Annotated in this window: 15 protein-coding genes; 10 read left to right on the top strand and 5 right to left on the bottom strand. The window is 63.6% G+C overall.

Annotated elements, in window-relative coordinates; translation table 11 throughout:
* Nucleotides 1-5 precede the first annotated feature (5 nt).
* Nucleotides 6-713 (bottom strand): DUF72 domain-containing protein, encoded by a 708-nt coding sequence (locus MO486_RS13105; protein ID WP_242908498.1) that lies wholly within the window; start codon nucleotides 711-713, stop codon nucleotides 6-8.
* Nucleotides 714-745: 32 nt separating this feature from the next.
* Here MO486_RS13105 and ligD point away from each other — a divergent pair, with 32 nt between their 5' ends.
* From ligD to MO486_RS13085, 4 genes are all read left to right on the top strand, one after another.
* Nucleotides 746-3,532: a DNA ligase D gene (gene ligD / locus MO486_RS13100; protein ID WP_242908496.1), complete on the top strand. Its 2,787-nt coding sequence runs from the start codon at nucleotides 746-748 to the stop codon at nucleotides 3,530-3,532.
* Between the two features lie 18 nt (nucleotides 3,533-3,550).
* Nucleotides 3,551-4,441 carry a Ku protein gene (locus MO486_RS13095; RefSeq protein ID WP_242908489.1) on the top strand — a complete coding sequence of 297 codons (891 nt, stop codon included), beginning with the start codon at nucleotides 3,551-3,553 and terminating at the stop codon, nucleotides 4,439-4,441.
* Nucleotides 4,442-4,635: 194 nt separating this feature from the next.
* Nucleotides 4,636-5,448 (top strand): tetratricopeptide repeat protein, encoded by an 813-nt coding sequence (locus tag MO486_RS13090; RefSeq protein ID WP_242908487.1) that lies wholly within the window; start codon nucleotides 4,636-4,638, stop codon nucleotides 5,446-5,448.
* A 412-nt stretch (nucleotides 5,449-5,860) separates the two neighbouring features.
* Nucleotides 5,861-8,542 carry a LuxR C-terminal-related transcriptional regulator gene (locus tag MO486_RS13085; protein WP_242908485.1) on the top strand — a complete coding sequence of 894 codons (2,682 nt, stop codon included), beginning with the start codon at nucleotides 5,861-5,863 and terminating at the stop codon, nucleotides 8,540-8,542.
* Nucleotides 8,543-8,547: 5 nt separating this feature from the next.
* On the opposite strand, the gene MO486_RS13080 is transcribed toward MO486_RS13085, so the two are convergent.
* Entirely contained in the window at nucleotides 8,548-9,594 is a 1,047-nt protein-coding gene (locus MO486_RS13080) for a hypothetical protein (RefSeq protein ID WP_242908483.1), read from the bottom strand.
* A 40-nt stretch (nucleotides 9,595-9,634) separates the two neighbouring features.
* Nucleotides 9,635-10,762: a S1 family peptidase gene (locus MO486_RS13075; protein ID WP_242908481.1), complete on the bottom strand. Its 1,128-nt coding sequence runs from the start codon at nucleotides 10,760-10,762 to the stop codon at nucleotides 9,635-9,637.
* A gap of 75 nt (nucleotides 10,763-10,837) precedes the next feature.
* Here MO486_RS13075 and MO486_RS13070 point away from each other — a divergent pair, with 75 nt between their 5' ends.
* The 6 genes from MO486_RS13070 to MO486_RS13045 all read left to right on the top strand — a co-directional run bounded on the left by MO486_RS13070 (nucleotide 10,838) and on the right by MO486_RS13045 (nucleotide 14,797).
* Complete coding sequence (locus MO486_RS13070) at nucleotides 10,838-11,560, top strand: RNA polymerase sigma factor (RefSeq protein ID WP_242908479.1); 723 nt, start codon at nucleotides 10,838-10,840, stop codon at nucleotides 11,558-11,560.
* A gap of 52 nt (nucleotides 11,561-11,612) precedes the next feature.
* Nucleotides 11,613-11,954: a hypothetical protein gene (locus tag MO486_RS13065; protein ID WP_242908477.1), complete on the top strand. Its 342-nt coding sequence runs from the start codon at nucleotides 11,613-11,615 to the stop codon at nucleotides 11,952-11,954.
* 10 nt (nucleotides 11,955-11,964) lie between these two features.
* Entirely contained in the window at nucleotides 11,965-12,393 is a 429-nt protein-coding gene (locus MO486_RS13060) for a DUF2231 domain-containing protein (RefSeq protein ID WP_242908475.1), read from the top strand.
* A gap of 111 nt (nucleotides 12,394-12,504) precedes the next feature.
* Nucleotides 12,505-13,338 (top strand): AraC family transcriptional regulator, encoded by an 834-nt coding sequence (locus tag MO486_RS13055; RefSeq protein WP_242908473.1) that lies wholly within the window; start codon nucleotides 12,505-12,507, stop codon nucleotides 13,336-13,338.
* Nucleotides 13,339-13,549: 211 nt separating this feature from the next.
* Complete coding sequence (locus MO486_RS13050; RefSeq protein ID WP_242908471.1) at nucleotides 13,550-13,891, top strand: hypothetical protein; 342 nt, start codon at nucleotides 13,550-13,552, stop codon at nucleotides 13,889-13,891.
* 132 nt (nucleotides 13,892-14,023) lie between these two features.
* Complete coding sequence (locus MO486_RS13045) at nucleotides 14,024-14,797, top strand: hypothetical protein (protein WP_242908469.1); 774 nt, start codon at nucleotides 14,024-14,026, stop codon at nucleotides 14,795-14,797.
* A 547-nt stretch (nucleotides 14,798-15,344) separates the two neighbouring features.
* On the opposite strand, the gene MO486_RS13040 is transcribed toward MO486_RS13045, so the two are convergent.
* Both MO486_RS13040 and MO486_RS13035 read right to left on the bottom strand, forming a co-directional pair.
* On the bottom strand, nucleotides 15,345-16,151 hold the full coding sequence (locus MO486_RS13040; RefSeq protein ID WP_242908467.1) for an MBL fold metallo-hydrolase: 807 nt from the start codon (nucleotides 16,149-16,151) through the stop codon (nucleotides 15,345-15,347).
* Between the two features lie 84 nt (nucleotides 16,152-16,235).
* Nucleotides 16,236-17,969 carry a protein-disulfide reductase DsbD gene (locus MO486_RS13035; RefSeq protein WP_242908465.1) on the bottom strand — a complete coding sequence of 578 codons (1,734 nt, stop codon included), beginning with the start codon at nucleotides 17,967-17,969 and terminating at the stop codon, nucleotides 16,236-16,238.
* Nucleotides 17,970-17,983 lie beyond the last annotated feature (14 nt).

The raw sequence follows: 17,983 nt of genomic DNA, 5'->3' as shown, positions 1-17,983 counted from the left end.
GTGACCTACAACGCGCCGAACCGCAACAGGGACTGCGCGTAACCCGGCGCAGTTGGCTCATGCATGAAATACACGTGGATGTCCTGCCACGTAGTCGCCAGCAGTCGCTGCCCCCACTGCGCAAGCGCATCGTCGGAATACTCTTCCAGGCGCAGGCGCACATAACCCCACGGTGCGGTTTCGACCAGCGGCGGCGGCGCATCGTTCTCGCGCTCGGACAAGCACAACGCGGCGCCTGCCGCCTTGAGCGCGGCGTAGACGTCGTCGTCGAACCAGCTGTCATGGCGGAACTCGAACGCGGCGCGATGATCGCCAGGCAGCACCTGCAGGAAGTCGGTGAGGCGCGGCAGGTCCTTCTTCAGGAACGGCGGCAACTGGAACAACACCGGGCCGCGCTTGGCACCGAGCGTTTCAAGCGTGCGATAGAGGTAAGCGACCGAATCGGCCGCGGCATCCGCCTTCAGGCGTGCATCGTGGGTGATGCGCCGCGAGGCCTTGATCGCGAAGCGGAAGTGCTCTGGTGTCGCTGCCGCCCAGTGTTCCAGCACCGACGCCTTGGGCATCTGGTAGAAGGTATTGTTGATCTCGACCGTGGGCAGGCGTTCGGCGTACCAGGCGAGCATGGCGTCCGGCTTTATCTTTTCGGGATAGAAGCTGCCCTGCCATTCCTTATAGGAATAGCCGCTCGCACCTGCCAACAGTCGTGCTGTCATTGGTCCGGCCCTGTGTCCAGGTAAATACCGACATGGCGAAGCTCAGCGAATATTCCGCCAAGCGCCGCTTCGAAGCCACCCCCGAACCGGCGCCGTCCGTGCCGGAAGGCGGCAGCGGGCCCTTGCTCTTCGTCGTCCAGCAACATTCGGCGCGGCAGCTGCATTACGACTTCCGGCTCGAATGCGATGGCGTGTTGAAGTCCTGGGCCGTGCCCAAAGGGCCTTCACTCGACCCGAACGACAAACGCCTCGCGGTCTACGTGGAAGATCACCCTTACGACTACGGCTCGTTCGAAGGCGTGATCCCACCCGGCCAATACGGCGCGGGCGAAGTGATCGTGTGGGACTGCGGCGTCTATAGTCCCGACGAAGGCGGCATCTGGTTCCATGACCGAGCCGAAGCCGAGCGCAGGGTTCGCGATGGCATCGCCGCCGGCAAGCTCAGCATCCAGTTGCGCGGCGAAAAGCTGAAGGGCTCGTTCGCGCTGGTGCGCACCAAGGACGCGAAGACCTGGCTGCTGATCAAGCACAAGGACCGCTTCGTGACGTCCACCAATGTCACTGTGCGGAATCGTTCCGTGCTGTCCGGCGTCGCAGTGAAGGACCTCAAGGTCGTGCCCGTGCACCAGATGCCGGCGGCGCAACTCGTCCCTACCGGCGACATCACCGCGATGCCAACGAAGCTCGAGCCCATGCTGGCAGAGGTCGCCGATGCTCCGTTCAACCACGCGGACTGGATGTGGGAGCCGAAGCTCGACGGTTACCGCGTGCTCGCCTTCATCGACGAGGATGGTGTGAAGCTGCGCTCGCGCCGCGGCCTCGAGCTGGCCAAGACATTCCCGAAACTGGCGGCGGAGCTGCGCCAGCAAGCCACCAGCGGCATGATCATCGATGGCGAAATCGTCGCGTTCGACGCGAGCGGAAAGCCGTCGTTCAACGCGCTGCAGAATCGCTTCCAGCTGAAGACGGAACGCGACATCACCGCAGCCGACAAGAACTCGCCCACCCTCTTCTACGCATTCGACCTGCTGCATTTCGAAGGTATCGATCTACGCAAGACGCCGTATCGCGATCGGCGGCGCTACCTCGCGCAATGCCTGCTGCCCTCGCCGCTCGTGCAACTCGTGCATGCGGCGGACGATGGCGTGGCGCTGCACTCGGCGGCACTCGCCAGCGGCTTCGAAGGCGTGATCGGCAAGCGCAAGGACAGCACGTATCAGGCGGGTCGTCGCTCTACGTCGTGGTTGAAGGTCAAGCCGACGCACAGCGCGGATTTCGTCATCGGTGGCTACACCAAGGGCAAGGGCTCGCGCGGGTCGCTCGGTTCGCTGCTGATCGGCTACTGGGACAAGGATGGCCTGCGTTATGCCTCGCACGTTGGTTCCGGCTTTGACGATCGCACGCTGGCGCAGGTGCAGGCGCGCCTCGAGCCGCTGACTGCGCGTACCTGCCCATTCATCGAAAAACCCGTAGTCAACGGGCCCGTCACCTGGGTGAAGCCAGAATTGGTTGTCGAAGTGAATTTCCAGCAATGGACGGAAGACGGATCCCTGCGCGCACCGATCTTCCTGAGGCTGCGCGACGACGTCGATCCGAAGACCGTGCACCGCATCGAGAGCCATAAACCTTCGAGTACGTCATCGTCATCCCTGCGGAAGCAGGGATCCAGTGCCTTGAAAACAAAGCAGGCAGCTCCACTGCCCGCGAATGACGAACAGAAAAAGAGCAAGAAGGCAGCCCCCGGCACGAAGGAAATCGACGAAGTCCTTGCCCAACTCGACAACACGAAGAAGGCCATCGAACTCGCTGTCGGCCAGCACAGCATCCGCCTCAGCAACCTCGATCGCGTCTACTGGCCCGCCGACGAAGCCTTGCAGCAACCCGCGCTGACCAAGCGCGACCTGCTGCGCTATCTCGCGCAGGTGTCGCCGCTGATGCTGCCGCACCTGGCCGACCGCCCGCTCACCATGATCCGCATGCCGGACGGCATCGATGGACAACGTTTCTTCCAGAAACACTGGACGCAGGAACGCCCGGCATTCACCGAGACCGTCACCGTGTTCTCGGAACACAAGGACGAACGCCACGAGTACCTGCTGTGCAACAACCTGCCCTCGCTGCTGTGGCTGGCGCAGTCAGGGACGCTCGAATTCCATGTCTGGCATTCGCGCGCGAAACCCGGCCCCGATGCGAAGTCGAAGTCCACCGACTATTCGAGTTCGATCGAGTCGCTGGAAGCCTCGGTGCTGAACTATCCCGATTACGTCGTGTTCGACATCGATCCCTACATCTACTCCGGCAAGGAAGCGAAAGGTGCGGAACCGGAGCTCAACACGGTCGCGTTCGAAAAGGGCAAGGACATTGCTTTTGCCCTGCGGGAACTGCTGCAAGGCATGAAACTGGAACCCATCGTCAAGACATCGGGCAAGACCGGCCTGCACGTGTTCGTCCCGATCAAGCGCACGCTCGATTTCGACGAGGCGCGCCATGTGTCCGAACTGGTCAGCCGGCACCTGATGCGCCTGCACCCTAAGGACATCACCATGGAGTGGAGCGTGCCCAAGCGCACCGGCAAGATCTTCATGGACCACAACATGAACGTGCGCGGGAAGACCTTGAACGTGGCTTATTCCCCGCGCGGCGCACCCGGGGCGCCGGTGTCGATGCCGCTGGACTGGGATGAGCTGGCCAAGGCCCATCCACTCGACTTCCGCATGACGAATGTGATAAAGCGGCTCTCCCGCACGGGCGATCGCTGGAGCGATGCCCTCAAACACAAGCAGGACCTGGCGCGAGCCCTGAAGGGCGGCAAGGCCTGAACCATCGGAGAAGCAGTCATGGCTGCACGTTCGATCGCATCGCTGACCGTCTCATTCGGCCTGGTGGCCATCCCGGTCAAGCTCTATTCCGCCACCGAGTCCAAGGGCGGCATTGCCTTCAACTTCCTGCACAAGGCCTGCGGGTCGCGGGTGAAGCAGCAGTACTTCTGCGCGCGGGAGAACATCCCGATCTCGCGCGAGGACATGGTCAAGGGCTACGAGTTCGCCAAGGACCAGTACGTGATGTTCACGCCGGAGGAACTGAAGGCGCTCGAAGAAACCGGTACGCACAGCGCCGACATCACCGAGTTCGTGCCGATCAGCGCGATCGATCCGGTGTACTTCGACAAGGCCTACTACCTCGCCCCGGACAAGGGCGGCGCCAAACCCTATGCGCTGCTGGCGAAGGCGTTGCGCGAATCGGGCCGCTGCGCGATCGGCCACTGGGCCGCGCGCGGCAAGTCCTACATCGTGATGATCCGCCCGGTCGAGGACGGCCTGGTCATGCAGCAGCTGCTGTACGACAGCGAAGTGCGCGCGATCAGCGAGATCGACATCCCCAAGACCGACGTCAAGCCGGCGGAATTGAAACTCGCGCAGCAGTTGATCGATGCGCAGAGCAGCAGCACCTTCGATCCGAGCCAGTACAAGGACGACGTCGCCGAGCGCGTCGAAGCCGCGGTGCAGCAGAAAGTGGAAGGCCAGGAAATCACGATGGCCGAGGAGCCCGAAGGCGGCGCCCAGATCATCGACCTCATGGAGGCATTGCGCGCCAGCCTGGAGAAGAAGGGCGCGGTGAAGGGCAAGGCCGCCACCAAGGCCACGCGCAAACCGGCCAAACAGGTACCGGCATTGGAAGTCGAAGAGGCCGAAGCACCCAAGCGCAAGGGCGCGAAGCGGGCGAAATAAGGGCCTGCCGATGCGCATGGAACAGGTCGCGTTGCTTCTCAGTGGCTGTCAGGTAGTGTTGCGTGGCGCCGCGCCTTGCTGCCTGCAAGGCCAAGCCGCGCGGCACCGCAGGGCAGCCACTGAGGAGCAACCCGGAGGGCCGGGCATCTTTATGCCCGGCGTGATCTGTTGCAAGCGCATCGGCAGGCCCTGACATGCATTCTTACGGCGTGCGCGACGTCGAAAAGCTGCTCCGCCTGCCCCGCAGCACGATCCGCGCACTGATCACCGCGGGTTTCGTCACGCCGGCGCGCGGCCCGCGCAACGCGTGGCTGTTCTCGTTCCAGGACCTGATCGTGCTGCGCACGGCACAGTCCCTGGCAACCGCGAACATCCCGCACCGCCGCATCGTCAAATCGCTCAAGGAACTGCGCAGCCGTTTGCCTGAAACGATGCCGCTCTCGGGACTGAGCATCAGCGCGATTGCCGATCACGTCGTGGTGCGCGAAGGCGGCAACCGCTGGCATGCCGAATCCGGGCAATACGTGCTCGCGTTCGAAGGCGATCCCGCCACGGGTTCCCTGCGTGTCATCGAGCAGGCGCAGGTGCCGGTCGAAACAGGCACATGGACCCTGCAAGGCATCGAGCTGGAAAGCTCGGACACCGACGCGGCGCGACGCGCCTATGAGCGCGCCATCGCCGCCGATCCGTCGCGGCTGGATGCGCGCATCAATCTCGGACGACTCCTGCACGAACTGCATCGCTTCGACGAATCCGAACAGGTCTATCGCGACGCGATCGCGATTCGCAACGACGATCCCCTGCTCTTCTTCAACCTCGGCGTGCTGCTCGACGACGCGGACCGCAAGCCGGAGGCCATGCAGGCGTACGAAGCGGCGCTACGCCTCGACCCGCAGCTTGCGGATTGCCACTACAACCTCGCGCTGCTGTACGAAGAACTGGATCAACCGAAGCAGGCCATCCGCCACATGTCGCAGTATCGGCGGCTGATGGGAGCGCGGGAGTAGCGACTGCGCTCGCCGCCGCAATGCCCCGTGATCGGGGCGTTGTTCCAGCGACGCCCCTGCAAGACACTATCCAACACAGTAAAAGGAACGCCGCGGACTCTCGGGGAGATCCGCGGCGGAATAAGGCTGTAGCTGGCCCCCTAATTACCAGCCCATGCCATAGCCGACGCCGCGCGTGCTGTCCTCGCCGCTTGGAGCTCCGGCTAACGCGCTGCCGATACTCTTGGATCTGGGCCGCGCAGCCTCCCCCCCGCCTTGGGGGGGCGGAGTGCTTCGTCCACATCCACCGGTCATCGGGTCCGGTTCCCGGCCACTGACGGACCCGCCGGCGCGGCCTGCGGGCCGTCGATATTGGGCTACGCTATGGGACAACTAGCGGAGGGTTCCCTTGCGCGTCGGTTGAAACGAGAACATGTCCGCGCCAGAGTTCATCCTCAAGACCACGCCGCCACGCATACCCCGCACTGCGCTCGAGCGCGAACCACTGCAGCGGATCTGGGCCAATGTCCGCGAGCGGACAACCATCGTCGTCATCGCACCCGCAGGCTTCGGCAAGACGACCTTGTTGGCACAGTGGCGTCGCAACTGGCTGAAACAGGGCGCGCTGGTCGCGTGGCTCGGTGTCGATGCCCAGGACGATCCAACCCGGTTCACCCTGGCGCTGCTGTCTGCGGTGAGCTCCGCGAGTGGTCGTCCCGCGTTCGACGCGCTGATGGCGCAATACGCGGCGGAGAGCGATCACGATATCGACGCACTGACCGGACTGCTGGCCGAGATCGCTTTTCTCGGCACGGAGACAGTGCTGATGATCGATGACGCCGAGCGATTGCCGGATGCGACCGTACGAACTTCGCTCCAGTACCTGCTGCACAACGCGCCGCCGAACCTGCACGTCGTGGTGAGTTCGCGGGTGCCGCTGCCCCTGCAGACCTGGGAGCTGGCCGCGAAGGGAAATTTCGCGACCATCGGTCCGGATGACCTGCATCTGCAACTCGACGAGTCGACGGCGGTGCTCGGGAAGCACTTCGGGCAACGCCTGAACCTCGATCAATGCACCCGACTGCACGAACTCACGGGGGGCTGGCCACTCGGCCTGCAACTGGTGGCGGCCACGATCGAACGCGAACCGGACCTGGCAGTCGCGATCGATTCACTCTCGGCGCGACGTGGCGATATCGAACGCTATTTCTTCGAATCGTTGCTGACCCGCCTGCCGGCGCCGATGACCGATTTCCTGATCCGCGTTGCCATCCTTGATCATCTGGCTGCCGACTTGTGCGAAGCGGTCACCGGCCATGCATCCGCAGGCCAATACATCGCCAGATTGATGGTGGAAACGCCGATCCTGAGCGTGGCGGGGTTGCAGGATTGGGTGCGCCTGCATCCACTCGTGCGCGACTTCCTGCTGAGCCGCTTCGAACAGCTGCCGATGGCCGAGCAACAGGAACTCCATGCTCGCGCATCGCACTGGTTCGCCGAACGTCAACGTTTCCACGAAGCGGCCTGCCACGCCCTGGCGTCGGGTAATGAATCGCTTGCCCACGCTTACGCCGAGCGGGCGCTATGGACGTTGACCCTCCAGGGCAAGTTGCTGGAAGCGCGCGAATGGCTGGATCGCATCCCGCCCGAAGTCGTGGCGGCGGATGTCGACCTGCGCCTGGTCGGTGCCTGGATCATGGCGATCGGCGAGCGCAACGCCGAGGCCTTGGAAATTTCGCAGGCGATCCTGCTCGATCCGGCGACGAATCCACAACGGCGGTTCGTGGCCGCGCGAGCAGCGTTCAGTGCCGCCGCCTACGGCGATCGACTAGGGCTGATGCCGGCCATCCTCGCGGACTGGCTCGCCTACAGGCCGGAACCGTCGGCATCGATCGAGGATCCGATCCAGGCCTTGGCCTATGCGAACGGCGTTGCGTTCATGGCCTTGCATGCTGGCGAAACGCAACGCGTACGGCAGCTGATCGGCCAAGTGCCTGCGAACGTGGACAATGATTCGTTGCGACTGCCCATCGCACACCGGCTCATGATCGTGGGACTCAGCCATCTCTGGGACGGAGAAGCATCCCGTGCCGAAGCAGCGCTGTGGCCGGCGCTGGTCAGCGCCGAACGGATCGCGGGCCGTCGCAGCATGGTCGCCAGCATGTATGCCGCGATGGTCGCCGCGGCTCTGCTCGAGCGCGACCAGCCAACGGCGGCACAAGCCCTGCTCGCACATCGTCTTGATGTCATCGAGCGGCACGGTGCTCCCGACGTCATCCTGCTTGCCTACCGCACGCTCGCCTATGTCGCTCTCAGCCAGGGCGACGAGCGGCGCGCCTTGAACATCCTCGAAAGCCTCGGCGAACTCGGCGAACGAAGACAGCTGCCGCGATTGATGCTGCATGGTTTCGCCGAACGGATCCGCCTGCATTCACTACGCGGCCGTTCCGAGACCGTGGAGTCCCTGCTCCAGGCGATGGCGGAACTCGAAGACGTGTTTGGCCAGACATCGTTTTCCTCGTTCCAATCGCTCTACAAACTGACGCGCGCGATCGCCACGACCTACGCCGCACTCGCACGGAACGATCTGGACGAATGCGATCGGCAACTGGAAGCGGCGGACGCGCTGGCGAACCAGCTGCACCGGGGTCGCGATGCCCTGACGATCCGGGTTTTGCGCGCGGTGGTTGTGCAGCGGCGCCACGCCGACAACGCGATGCCGCTGCTGGCCGAGGCGGTGGGCCTCGCCGCCATCCGCGGGTGCGACCGCCTGCTCGCCGATACCCATCCGCTGGCCGTGCAGATGGGCGCCGCGTTGCATGCTGCGCCAGCGGATGCGAAGGCACGGCGAACCGAAACCGAGCCAGGCCAGCAACCCTATTCGGCGCTACCCGAAAGAGCGGCCGCTTCCCGCAGTGGCCTGCTGACGACCAAGGAAACCGAAGTCCTCATCCTGCTCGACAAGGGCATGTCGAACAAGCTGATCGCACGCGCGATGGAGATCAGCGACGAAACGGTGAAGTGGCACATCAAGAACCTGTTTCTCAAACTCGCTGCAGGCACCCGGAAACATGCCGTAGATCGCGCCCGGCTCCTGGGATTGCTGGTCCACTAGGAGCACTACAGCGGCGACCACTGCGATTCGTCGGACGTATCGCACTCCTCCTGGCGGCAAACCAGGAACTTGGTGACCGGGTGGATTTCCCATAGCGAGAACCGCTTGGGTTGTCCGTGGAGCGGGTGGTCGGGATCGTTGTTGACGACGTGGGTGTTGTCGTAGAACAAGCCGCCTTCGATCCACACCGCCCATCCTTCCCGTTGCACCTTCCGCAGCTCGGCGGTGGTCCAGGTCGCGGGCCGGCGCTGCGGGATCATCTCGATCACGATCGCATCGAATTCGGAATACGCCGCGTCTTCGGACACCGGGATGTGGAAATCGTTGAACGCCGATCCCTTGAGCTTGCAGTTGACCGATTCGCCGCCACTGTTGGCGTGCGGTCCGCTGGAATCCTGGGTCAGGTAGGCGATCAGCTTGATCTTGTCGCCCTCGGAGACCTTGCCTTCGATCACATCGAGATCCGTCAGCTTGGCGCGTTCGTCCGCGTCGAGATCCTTGCGCTGGCCGACGAGGACATCGGCCTGCTGCTGCAGGAACGCAAAATCGTCGAAGCCGAGTGTTACGACCGGATCACCAGTCGGCACGTGCCGCTTCATCTTGTTGAAGATCGCTGCGGGCGTGTTGTTGACCGCGCAGCCCCGGGTCGGACAGGTCGAGAGATCGGTCGCGCATGCCGCCTCCGATTCGAATCCCGCCAGCACGGGTGGTTGCACGACCTCCAGATCGGAACTGCGCACCCAGCCGGAAGGCCCCTTGTCGAGTTGCACCACCAGGGAGAATGCGTGCGCCGTTTCGCCGCCAACCCATTTCAGGCGTGTCCCGGCAGGCAGGCGCGCAAGCGTCCATGCGCCTGGCGCTGGCCGGAGGCGCAGGGTCGTCTCGCGCTTGGTGACGACAGCGCCATCGGATCGCAGCGTCTGTTCCTCTTCGAGGACGGCGCCTTCGGGTGCGACGCCTTCGGGCGCAACGTCGCGCGTACCGCGGGTGGCGCAGGCCGCAAGGATTGCCAGCAGGACTGCCGCCAAGGTGGTTCGCACAAACTCGGACATGACACCTGCTCCTGTTGGTTTGTTGCAGTGACCACGATCCCTACGCAAGGATCGTGACGCCAAAAGCCGCCAGCACACGGTCGATGGGCGTGGCCAGCGCATGCGACTCCGCACCGGCAAAGAGCAAACCCACAGGTCGCTTTTGCGTTGTCGCCACCACCAGCGCGCCCGAATCCCCGTCGTCCGAAAATGAAGCGCTGCTCGCACGCAGCATGAGCTGATCCTCGAACACGAACTGTCCGCTCCCGAAGTCGACGGCCACATCCACGCTGATGTCGTCGATGCGGCCGTCGGTGCGCCCGGTGGTGCGCCCCAGCTTGGTGATGCGCATCCCGGTGACGGCCGGCAGCGACAGGCCGGACGCCAGGCGCGGGCCGTGGGCAAAGCCGGCGGTCACCGCGATCTGCGGGGCGATGCGTGCGATGGCCGCATCCATTTTGTTTCCGAAGGGTTCCAGCCGAACGAACTCGGTCAACGCGCCGATCCGATCCGTGCCGTTCTGTCCATTGTCGAGCCTGGACGGTTGCAGGATGGGAGTGCCCGGAGGCAAGCTGTTTTCGAAGGCAAGCACGTGGTTGTTGCCGAGGACGAAGCGGTCGGCACCGCGCAGCACGATCGCGGCGATCGTGCCAACCACGAAATCTTCTGCACTGGCGAACCCGATGGACAGGCCGCTGCGAAGCGGGCGAGTCCGCGCCTGGGCCGCCTTGATCCCTTTGCCCAGTGCGCGGAAAGCCCCCGTTTCGATCACATCGGTGCGGATGCCATCGAAATGCTCGGGGATCTTGTGCTTCCCCACCTGCGACTTCGGCAATTTGCGGCGCACGTAGACGCGTACCGCATGTTCGCTGCTGCCCTTGTTATCGCAATACCGGCGGCCAATGCCGACGCCGACGATGTTCGTGTCCTGGCGCGGCGAGGCGACATAGCGCGCACGGACGGCTCCACGCTTCGGCGCTCCGCGCAGCAGCAGGCGCACGGCCTCGCCCTTCCCCGCCCGGTAATCGTCATGCAGTTCGTCAGCGGACCAGCCTTTGAAGCGGCTTCCCATGGCGCGACCTCCCTGTGCACCTGCCGACCGAATGCGGATCGCGAGCCTATGGGCGACCCGATCGGCTGTGACCGGCATGCAACGGGGTAAACGCCGTTTACGGTCGGGGGCGGACATGCCGCTGGCGCACCACGGGTTCCGGGAACCTCATGCGCACTGGCGCATCCGATCAGTGATAGAAGGGAAAACACCATGGCCATGCCGGACAACGCGCTAGCGATCGACTATGCCTCGCTCGAGGACATGGCACTGGTTGCCTTGGCGCAAGGCGGTCACCGCGAGGCGTTCCGCCACATCATGCAGCGCTGCAACCAGCGCCTGTTCCGCGTTGCGCGCGGCGTGGTCAATGACGATGCCGAAGCCGAAGACGTGGTGCAGGAGGCGTACGTGCACGCGTTCGAAAAACTCGCGACGTTCCGCGGCGAGGCGACGTTGCTCACCTGGATGACGCGGATCGTCCTCAACGAGGCCTGCGGGCGGCTGCGGCAACGCCGCCCGAGCGTGGGCATCGAGCAGATCGACGTGGCGCAATCCGATGGCGGCCGGATCGTGCCATTCCCGTCGAAGTTCGGCAGCGAGGATCCGGCCGCGGCGGCTGCGCGGGAGCAGATCCGCAAACTCGTCGAACACGCCATCGACGATCTGCCTGAGCCCTTCCGGATCGTCTTCGTCATGCGCGAGATCGAAGAGTGCACGGTCGAGGAAACCGCATCCGGCCTCGACCTGCGTCCGGAAACGGTCAAGACCCGCCTGCACCGCGCGCGCCGGCTGTTGCGCACGGCGTTGCAGGACACCCTCGCGTCGACGCTGACGGAGGCATTCCCTTTCCTCGGATCGCGCTGCGATCGCATGACCGACGCCGTGCTGAAGCGGCTGGACCCCGTTCTTGCCGCACAGGATATCCACTCGTCGTGAGTGCGATGCCTGGTTCCGCTCCACTCGATGCGCCAACCAAGAGGGATTCGACATGCTGACTTATGCGCTTGTGGTGTTTGCAATTGCCGCCGTCGGCGGAATGCTGCTTGCCTCCCATGTACTCAGGGGTAAATTGGCCCCATGGGCACTCTCGATCGGGCACGCGTTGCTGGGCGCAACCGGCCTGGTCATGCTGGTTTACATCGTGCTGCAGGGCGCAGCCGCCGGCCGCGTCACTGCTGCACTGGGCCTGCTGGTTGTGGCGGCACTGGGTGGGTTTTACCTCGCGTCGCTGCACCTGCGCGGACGCATCGCACCGAAGGCCGTTGTGTTCATCCATGCCGGCGTCGCGGTCACCGGCTTCCTCACCTTGTTGAGTGCCGTGCTGGCCTAGGGCGCATCGCATGAAGCACCCGCTGCATCCAGCGCTGGTCCACTTCCCGATTGCATGCTGGTCGCTGGCCACGATGGCCGACCTGGCCAGCCTGCTGTGGGGCAAAACGGCGTGGATGCTGGCGGGCGTGCTGCTCGCCGTGGGCGTCGTGACCGCGATCGCCGCGATGGCGACCGGCTTCATCGAACTGTTGAAAGTCGATGCCGAACACCCTGCAACTCGCGACCTCAACCGGCACATGATCCTGGTCATGACCGCTTGGAGTTTTTATGCAGCGAGCCTGTTCCTGCGCCTGCAGGGCACCACCCTGACCCGGCCTGATGCAGTCGACATCGGATTGAGTCTTGCCGGTTTCGTGTGCCTGGGCATTGCAGGCTGGTTTGGTGGAAAGCTCGTGTATGCACATGGCATCGGGGTGGCGAAGCATCCGCCGGCGTAGAGTCGCCGTAATGAAAGGCCCCATGAGCTCCCGGCATTACTGGACGATCGATCAAGTCGCACGCCGCAGGCGTTGATAGGTTGGGGTCGAATCTTCAACGAGGACACCAGCATGTCGATCGCGGATAAAGCCGTTTGGGTCATCGAACGCAACTCGGGACGCCCCCTGACGCTCAACGCCATCGCCGAGGCCTGCGGCGTATCGCGGTCGCACCTTGCCAACGCCTTCGGCGCGGCGACCGGCTTATCGGTGATGAAATACCTGCGCGGCCGGCGCTTGAGCGCGGCCGCGCGCGCGCTCGCGGACGGCGCGCCCGACATCCTCGCAGTCGCGCTGGATGCCGGTTACGGCTCGCACGAGGCCTTTACCCGTGCCTTCCGCGAGCAGTTCGTGCTGACACCTGAAAGCGTGCGCGATCGCCGCAGCCTCGATGGCATCGCGCTCGTCGAGCCGCTCGAGTTGAAGGCAACTGCAGAACGCCACCTCGATCCGCCGCATCTCGTCGACGAGGGACTCGTGCGCGTGGTCGGCCTCTCCGAACTCCGTTCCTTCGAGACGACGATCAAGATCCCGGCGCAATGGCAGCGCTTCATGGCGTACTACGACGCCATCCCGGCGAAACTCGATCGCATCCCGGTCGGCGTGAGCCAGCCAGCGGACGACGAAGGCCAGTTCCAGTACATGTGCGCCGTCGAGGTCTCGGCTTTCGGCGAGAGTCCGAAGGAACTGCTGCAGCTCGAGATCGCGCCACGGAAATACGCGGTGTTCGAGCATCGCGGTCACGTGTCGACCTTGTACGAAAGCTATTCCACGATCTGGAACGAGGCGTTGCCGTCACGCGGCTGGACGCTCGCGGAGGCACCTACCATCGAGCGACACAATCCGACCTTTGATACGCGTAGCGGTGAAGGCGGCCTGACGCTATGGATCCCGCTGGAAGGCTAATACACACCGAGTTGCTTGGCTAACCGAACGCCTGTATTGGCACTCCTGACGCCGGGTCCTCCCCCTGGCGGTTTTTGGCTGGATTTCACGCCTTCCAAGCACATGCAGGATTAGGTTGCCCGGGCGGTCCACTGTCCACCCTGGCGTGGGCTGGCCGCCTGCCGTACCGGCCCCGCGTCTTCGCCGGCATACCATTGATTGGGAGGAGTTCATGAAGATTCGAAAGGGTTCGTTTTCAATCGCAGGACTGTGCGCGCTCGTCCTTGCGATCGGCTTCGCCGTACCCGTAGCCGTGGCCAAACAGCCAACTTCCGGCAAAGCCTGCGCTACCGAAGTCGCCGCATGCGGCCGCTGTGGGGATGGTCAGTGCGTCAAGAGTTGCGGCGAAACCCCAGCCACCTGCCCCAAGGATTGCGGAGTGGAATCGGAGCAACTGGTGTGCGGCAAATGCGGCGACGGCCGGTGCACGCCGCAGTGCGGCGAGACGGCACAGTCGTGTCCGAAGGACTGCGGCGTGGAGACGCGGCGCGGGTTGGCCATTCTGGACAACTGAAAGTGGCCGTATCCAACAGGCACGGACGTTTGTTGGAGAACACAAGCGAAGGAATAGCGTCATCCCGCCCAGTAAACAGGGTGCTGGGCGGACCGATCCCGTAGTTCACCTACTTAAATGGGGGAGTTACTCATGGTCTCCAAGCATATCCTGCGCCAATGCGCGCTCGCGGCGACGATCGCCACCGTTTCCATCGCCGCCTATGCCAGCCACAGCTGGAACAACTATCACTGGGCGCGTACGACTTCCTCGTTCACGCTCCAGGTCATCGACAGCGTGTCCTCCGACTGGAACGACGAGTTGAGTCTTTCGCTCTCGCAGTGGTCGCAATCACAGAAACTCGATCTTCAGATCACCGGTTCCGACGATTCCACGCGCGCGCGCAAGCAGTGCCGTGCGGTCGCCGGCAAGATCAAGGTCTGCAACGCGGCCTATGGCTTCAACGGCTGGCTCGGTCTGGCGTCGATCAACATCGACAGCCAGGGTCACATCACCCGCGGCACGGCGAAGATGAACGACAGCTACTCGTCGTACTTCGCCAGCCAGGACGAACGCCGTCACGTGATGTGCCAGGAAGTCGGCCATCTCTTTGGGCTTGGCCATACCAGCGAAGATGGCAGCAGCCAGCAGACCTGCATGGACTATTCCACCGATCCGCAGAGCACCGCACCCAATCAGCACGATTACGCGCAGTTGGAAGCGATCTACAACCATCTCGACAGCTACAACAGCTACGCCATCGGCGCCGCTCTCACGGCCGAGTCGAAAGACGTGCCGCCCATGGGCATCCGCGTCCGCAAGGGCGTATTCGACGAAATGTGGGCGGCACCGGATGGCAAGGGCGGCATCTGGGTACATCACGTCACCCTGGCACCTGGCCACGAACACACAGAACTGCTCGATTAGGCCCGGTCGTTTCCTGGTCCAGAAAACGCCGGGGTTTCCCGGCGTTTTTCGTGGTCGATCATTGTCCTGTCGGCGCAGGAATGACGACACCGTTCATTGCGCAATTTCGCACCGGGGTCGGCGAACCGAATTGATCGACGCGCGAGACAGCAATCTCACTGCCACTCACCGAGCCTGTGACGCGAACGTAGATGGGCGTGTCCTCGTCCAGACCAAAAGCCCTGGCGCGCGCCGGAAGATCCGCAGGCGCCGACACTTGCAGCGGCTGCGACTGCCCACAGAGTTGGAACGTGCCCTGCCCCGCGTGCTGCATGTACCAACCGGCGTATGCCTGACCCGATCCAGCAGGCGCCGTCTCAGACGTCTGCTTATCCGCGGCGACACAGCCGGACAAAGCGACCATTGCCCCGAGACCCATCAACCATCGCACTATCGATCTACGCATGACGCATCTCCCGATTGACGGCTAATCCAGCTTCAACATGAAATCAATCTCGGCCGTGTTTGAATCAGGCCATGCGCAGCGAATTCGGGGGAAACCGACGCCTCAGCCAGCTACTGCCTGCAGATAGCGATCGAACGATGCATCCACCGCCGCACGCCCCCCGCCGATGATATTGCGCCCCCAGGTGTAGCCGAAGACATCATCGAACTCGTAACCCTCAAGCAATGACCGCATGCGTCGGACGTCGCTGGGCTTCATCGGAATGTAGTTGGGATAGCTGTACATGAAGGTGACATGGCGCCGGTCGAACACGACCTGCAACGCATCGCCCGGGAACAAAGCACCGCCGGCACGCGGGCCATCCCGCCAATGCAAGGCCGTGCTACCCGGGAAATGACCGCCGCAGCGCAGGAGCGTCACGGCGTCGGACAACTTGTGTTCGTCGCCGCTCCAGAACTCGATGCGCGACGACGGCCGCTGCACCCATGCCTTGTCCGCTTCGTGCAGCAGGATGGGAACGCCGCCCAACGCCTCGCTCCACTCCACCATCGAGGTATAGAAGTGCGGGTGCGAGATGATGATCTGGTCCACACCGCCGCGTGCCTTCAACGCAGCGACCGCCGCATCGGTGACCAGGCTGACGCACTCCCAGAGGATGTTGCCCGCGTCCGTCGGCAGATACAGCGCGCGTTGCGGGATGGCGAAGTCCGATGGCAGGCCGATGCCTAGCAGGCCGGCATCGTCTTCGATCCGCAACGTGTACTTCGCAGCCAGCGCAGCGTGCGTCGTCCAGGTTTGTCCATTCCATCCGACGTATTGGCGGTCGTCCTCGCATATGGGGCATTGCGCGGGCGGCGTGGTCGTTTCCGAATACTGGGTACCGCAGGTCTCACAGATATAGAGGGGCATGTCAGAACCTCGCCAAGGGTTTCCGTCAGAACGCCGGCACAAGCGTGTCACTGTTCGATTTCAAGCACTATCAAAATGCGAGCTTTATCCACCACGACTGAGCGAGTGAGCAATCGCTGCCAGCGATAACACGCTGGGTAGTTTTGCACTCTGTCCGTTACCCGGGTAGCTGACATACAGCGGCACGCCCACCGCCCCCTGCTCTTTCAGCAGTGCGCCGATCGCCGGGTCGGGTTGCGTGTAGTCGGCAACCAGATACACGGCGCCAGTTTTTGCCAACAACTTGCGGAATTCATCGCGCCCCAGCACCGCCGTCTGGTTGACCTTGCACGTCAGGCACCAGTCGGCGGTCACATTGACGAACACAGGCGTCCCTTGCTGGCGTAGTTCGGCGAGACGCGCGGGCGTAAAACGTTCGGCACCGGCCGGGAGTGCGTGTGCCGTCGTCGACTGTGCTGGCGTGGTTGCGAGCGTCAATACCGGCAGAAAGGACAAGACCACGATCGCCACCGCAACGACGCGGTGCCGGGCGTTGGCGAAACGTTTCTTCTCGAACCACCACAAGCCCAGCACCAATGTCACCGCCGCGAGCAGCAGCAGCGCCATCGCATCGACGCCGCGCTGCTTGCCCAGCACCCACAGCAGCCAGATCACCGTGGCATACATCGGGAAAGCCAGCAGCTGTTTCAGCGTTTCCATCCACGCGCCAGGCCTAGGCAGCCAACGCGCCGTGGCCGGTACGAACGCCATGATGAGGAACGGCGAAGCGAGTCCAAAACCAAGCGCAAGGAACACCGATAGCGCAGCCGCGGGTTGCGTTGATGCAAGCGCGTAAGCCAGCGCGGCCCCCATGAACGGTGCCGTGCACGGACTGGCGACTACACAGGCCAGTACGCCAACCAGGAAGTCGCCGCGCAGTCCGCGATCCGGTATGCGACGACCGCCGATGCCTGTCAGTCCCGCGCCGAAATGCACCACGCCCGATAACCCCAAGCCGATGGCGAGCATCACCAGGGCCAACGCTGCAACCACCCCCGGTTGTTGCATGTGGAAGCCCCACCCCGCCACGGCACCACTGGCGCGCAAGGCGAGCACGATCACGCCCAATGCGGCGAACGACAGCATTACGCCAGCGGTGTACGCGAGTGCCCGTTTCTTCGCACCGATCGTGTCGTCGGTGGCCTGTAGCACCGACAACACCTTCAGCGACAACACTGGCAATACGCAGGGCATCAGGTTCAGCACGACGCCACCAACGAACGCAGTCAGTAGGACCAGAAGCCATTGCCACGGCACACTGGCATCCACGGTGTCGTGCCGAAGCGATGTCGGCAGGGAGAACGACAAGCGTCGCGTGGTGGGCGGATAACACACGCTGTTTTCGAGGCAGCCTTGGAAGGTGACCTTCAGTTCAAGCGGCTCGGACAACGATGCCGCCTTCACTGGCACCCGCAACTGCACGCGGTCGTAAAACACGGTGACGTTACCGAACTGTGGATCCAGATGCCGGCGGCCAGCAGGCCACTGCAACGCACCCAATGCATCGGGCGCGTTGACGGCAATGAGCGAGAAGCGGTCGCGATACAGGTAGTAGTGCGGCGGCATGATCCACTGCAACACGATCATGCCGTCGTCCAGCGTGCCGTCGTCCAGCACACGCGACGACAAGACAAACGCCTCTTCCACTGGAAGTGGTTCGACCTCGGCGGATGGCTTGGGTGCATCCGGCATTGCCGCCGCCGCCAGTGAGCCCATCAGCATCAGTAGTACGAGCCAGATCACTCGCGCCGATGCCGTCCAACGGTTCATCCGATTCATACCGGTGCTCCAGA

Source organism: Lysobacter sp. CFH 32150, assembly GCF_022758295.1.
GTDB lineage: Bacteria > Pseudomonadota > Gammaproteobacteria > Xanthomonadales > Xanthomonadaceae > CFH-32150.
This window is presented reverse-complemented; position numbering and strand designations above follow the sequence as displayed.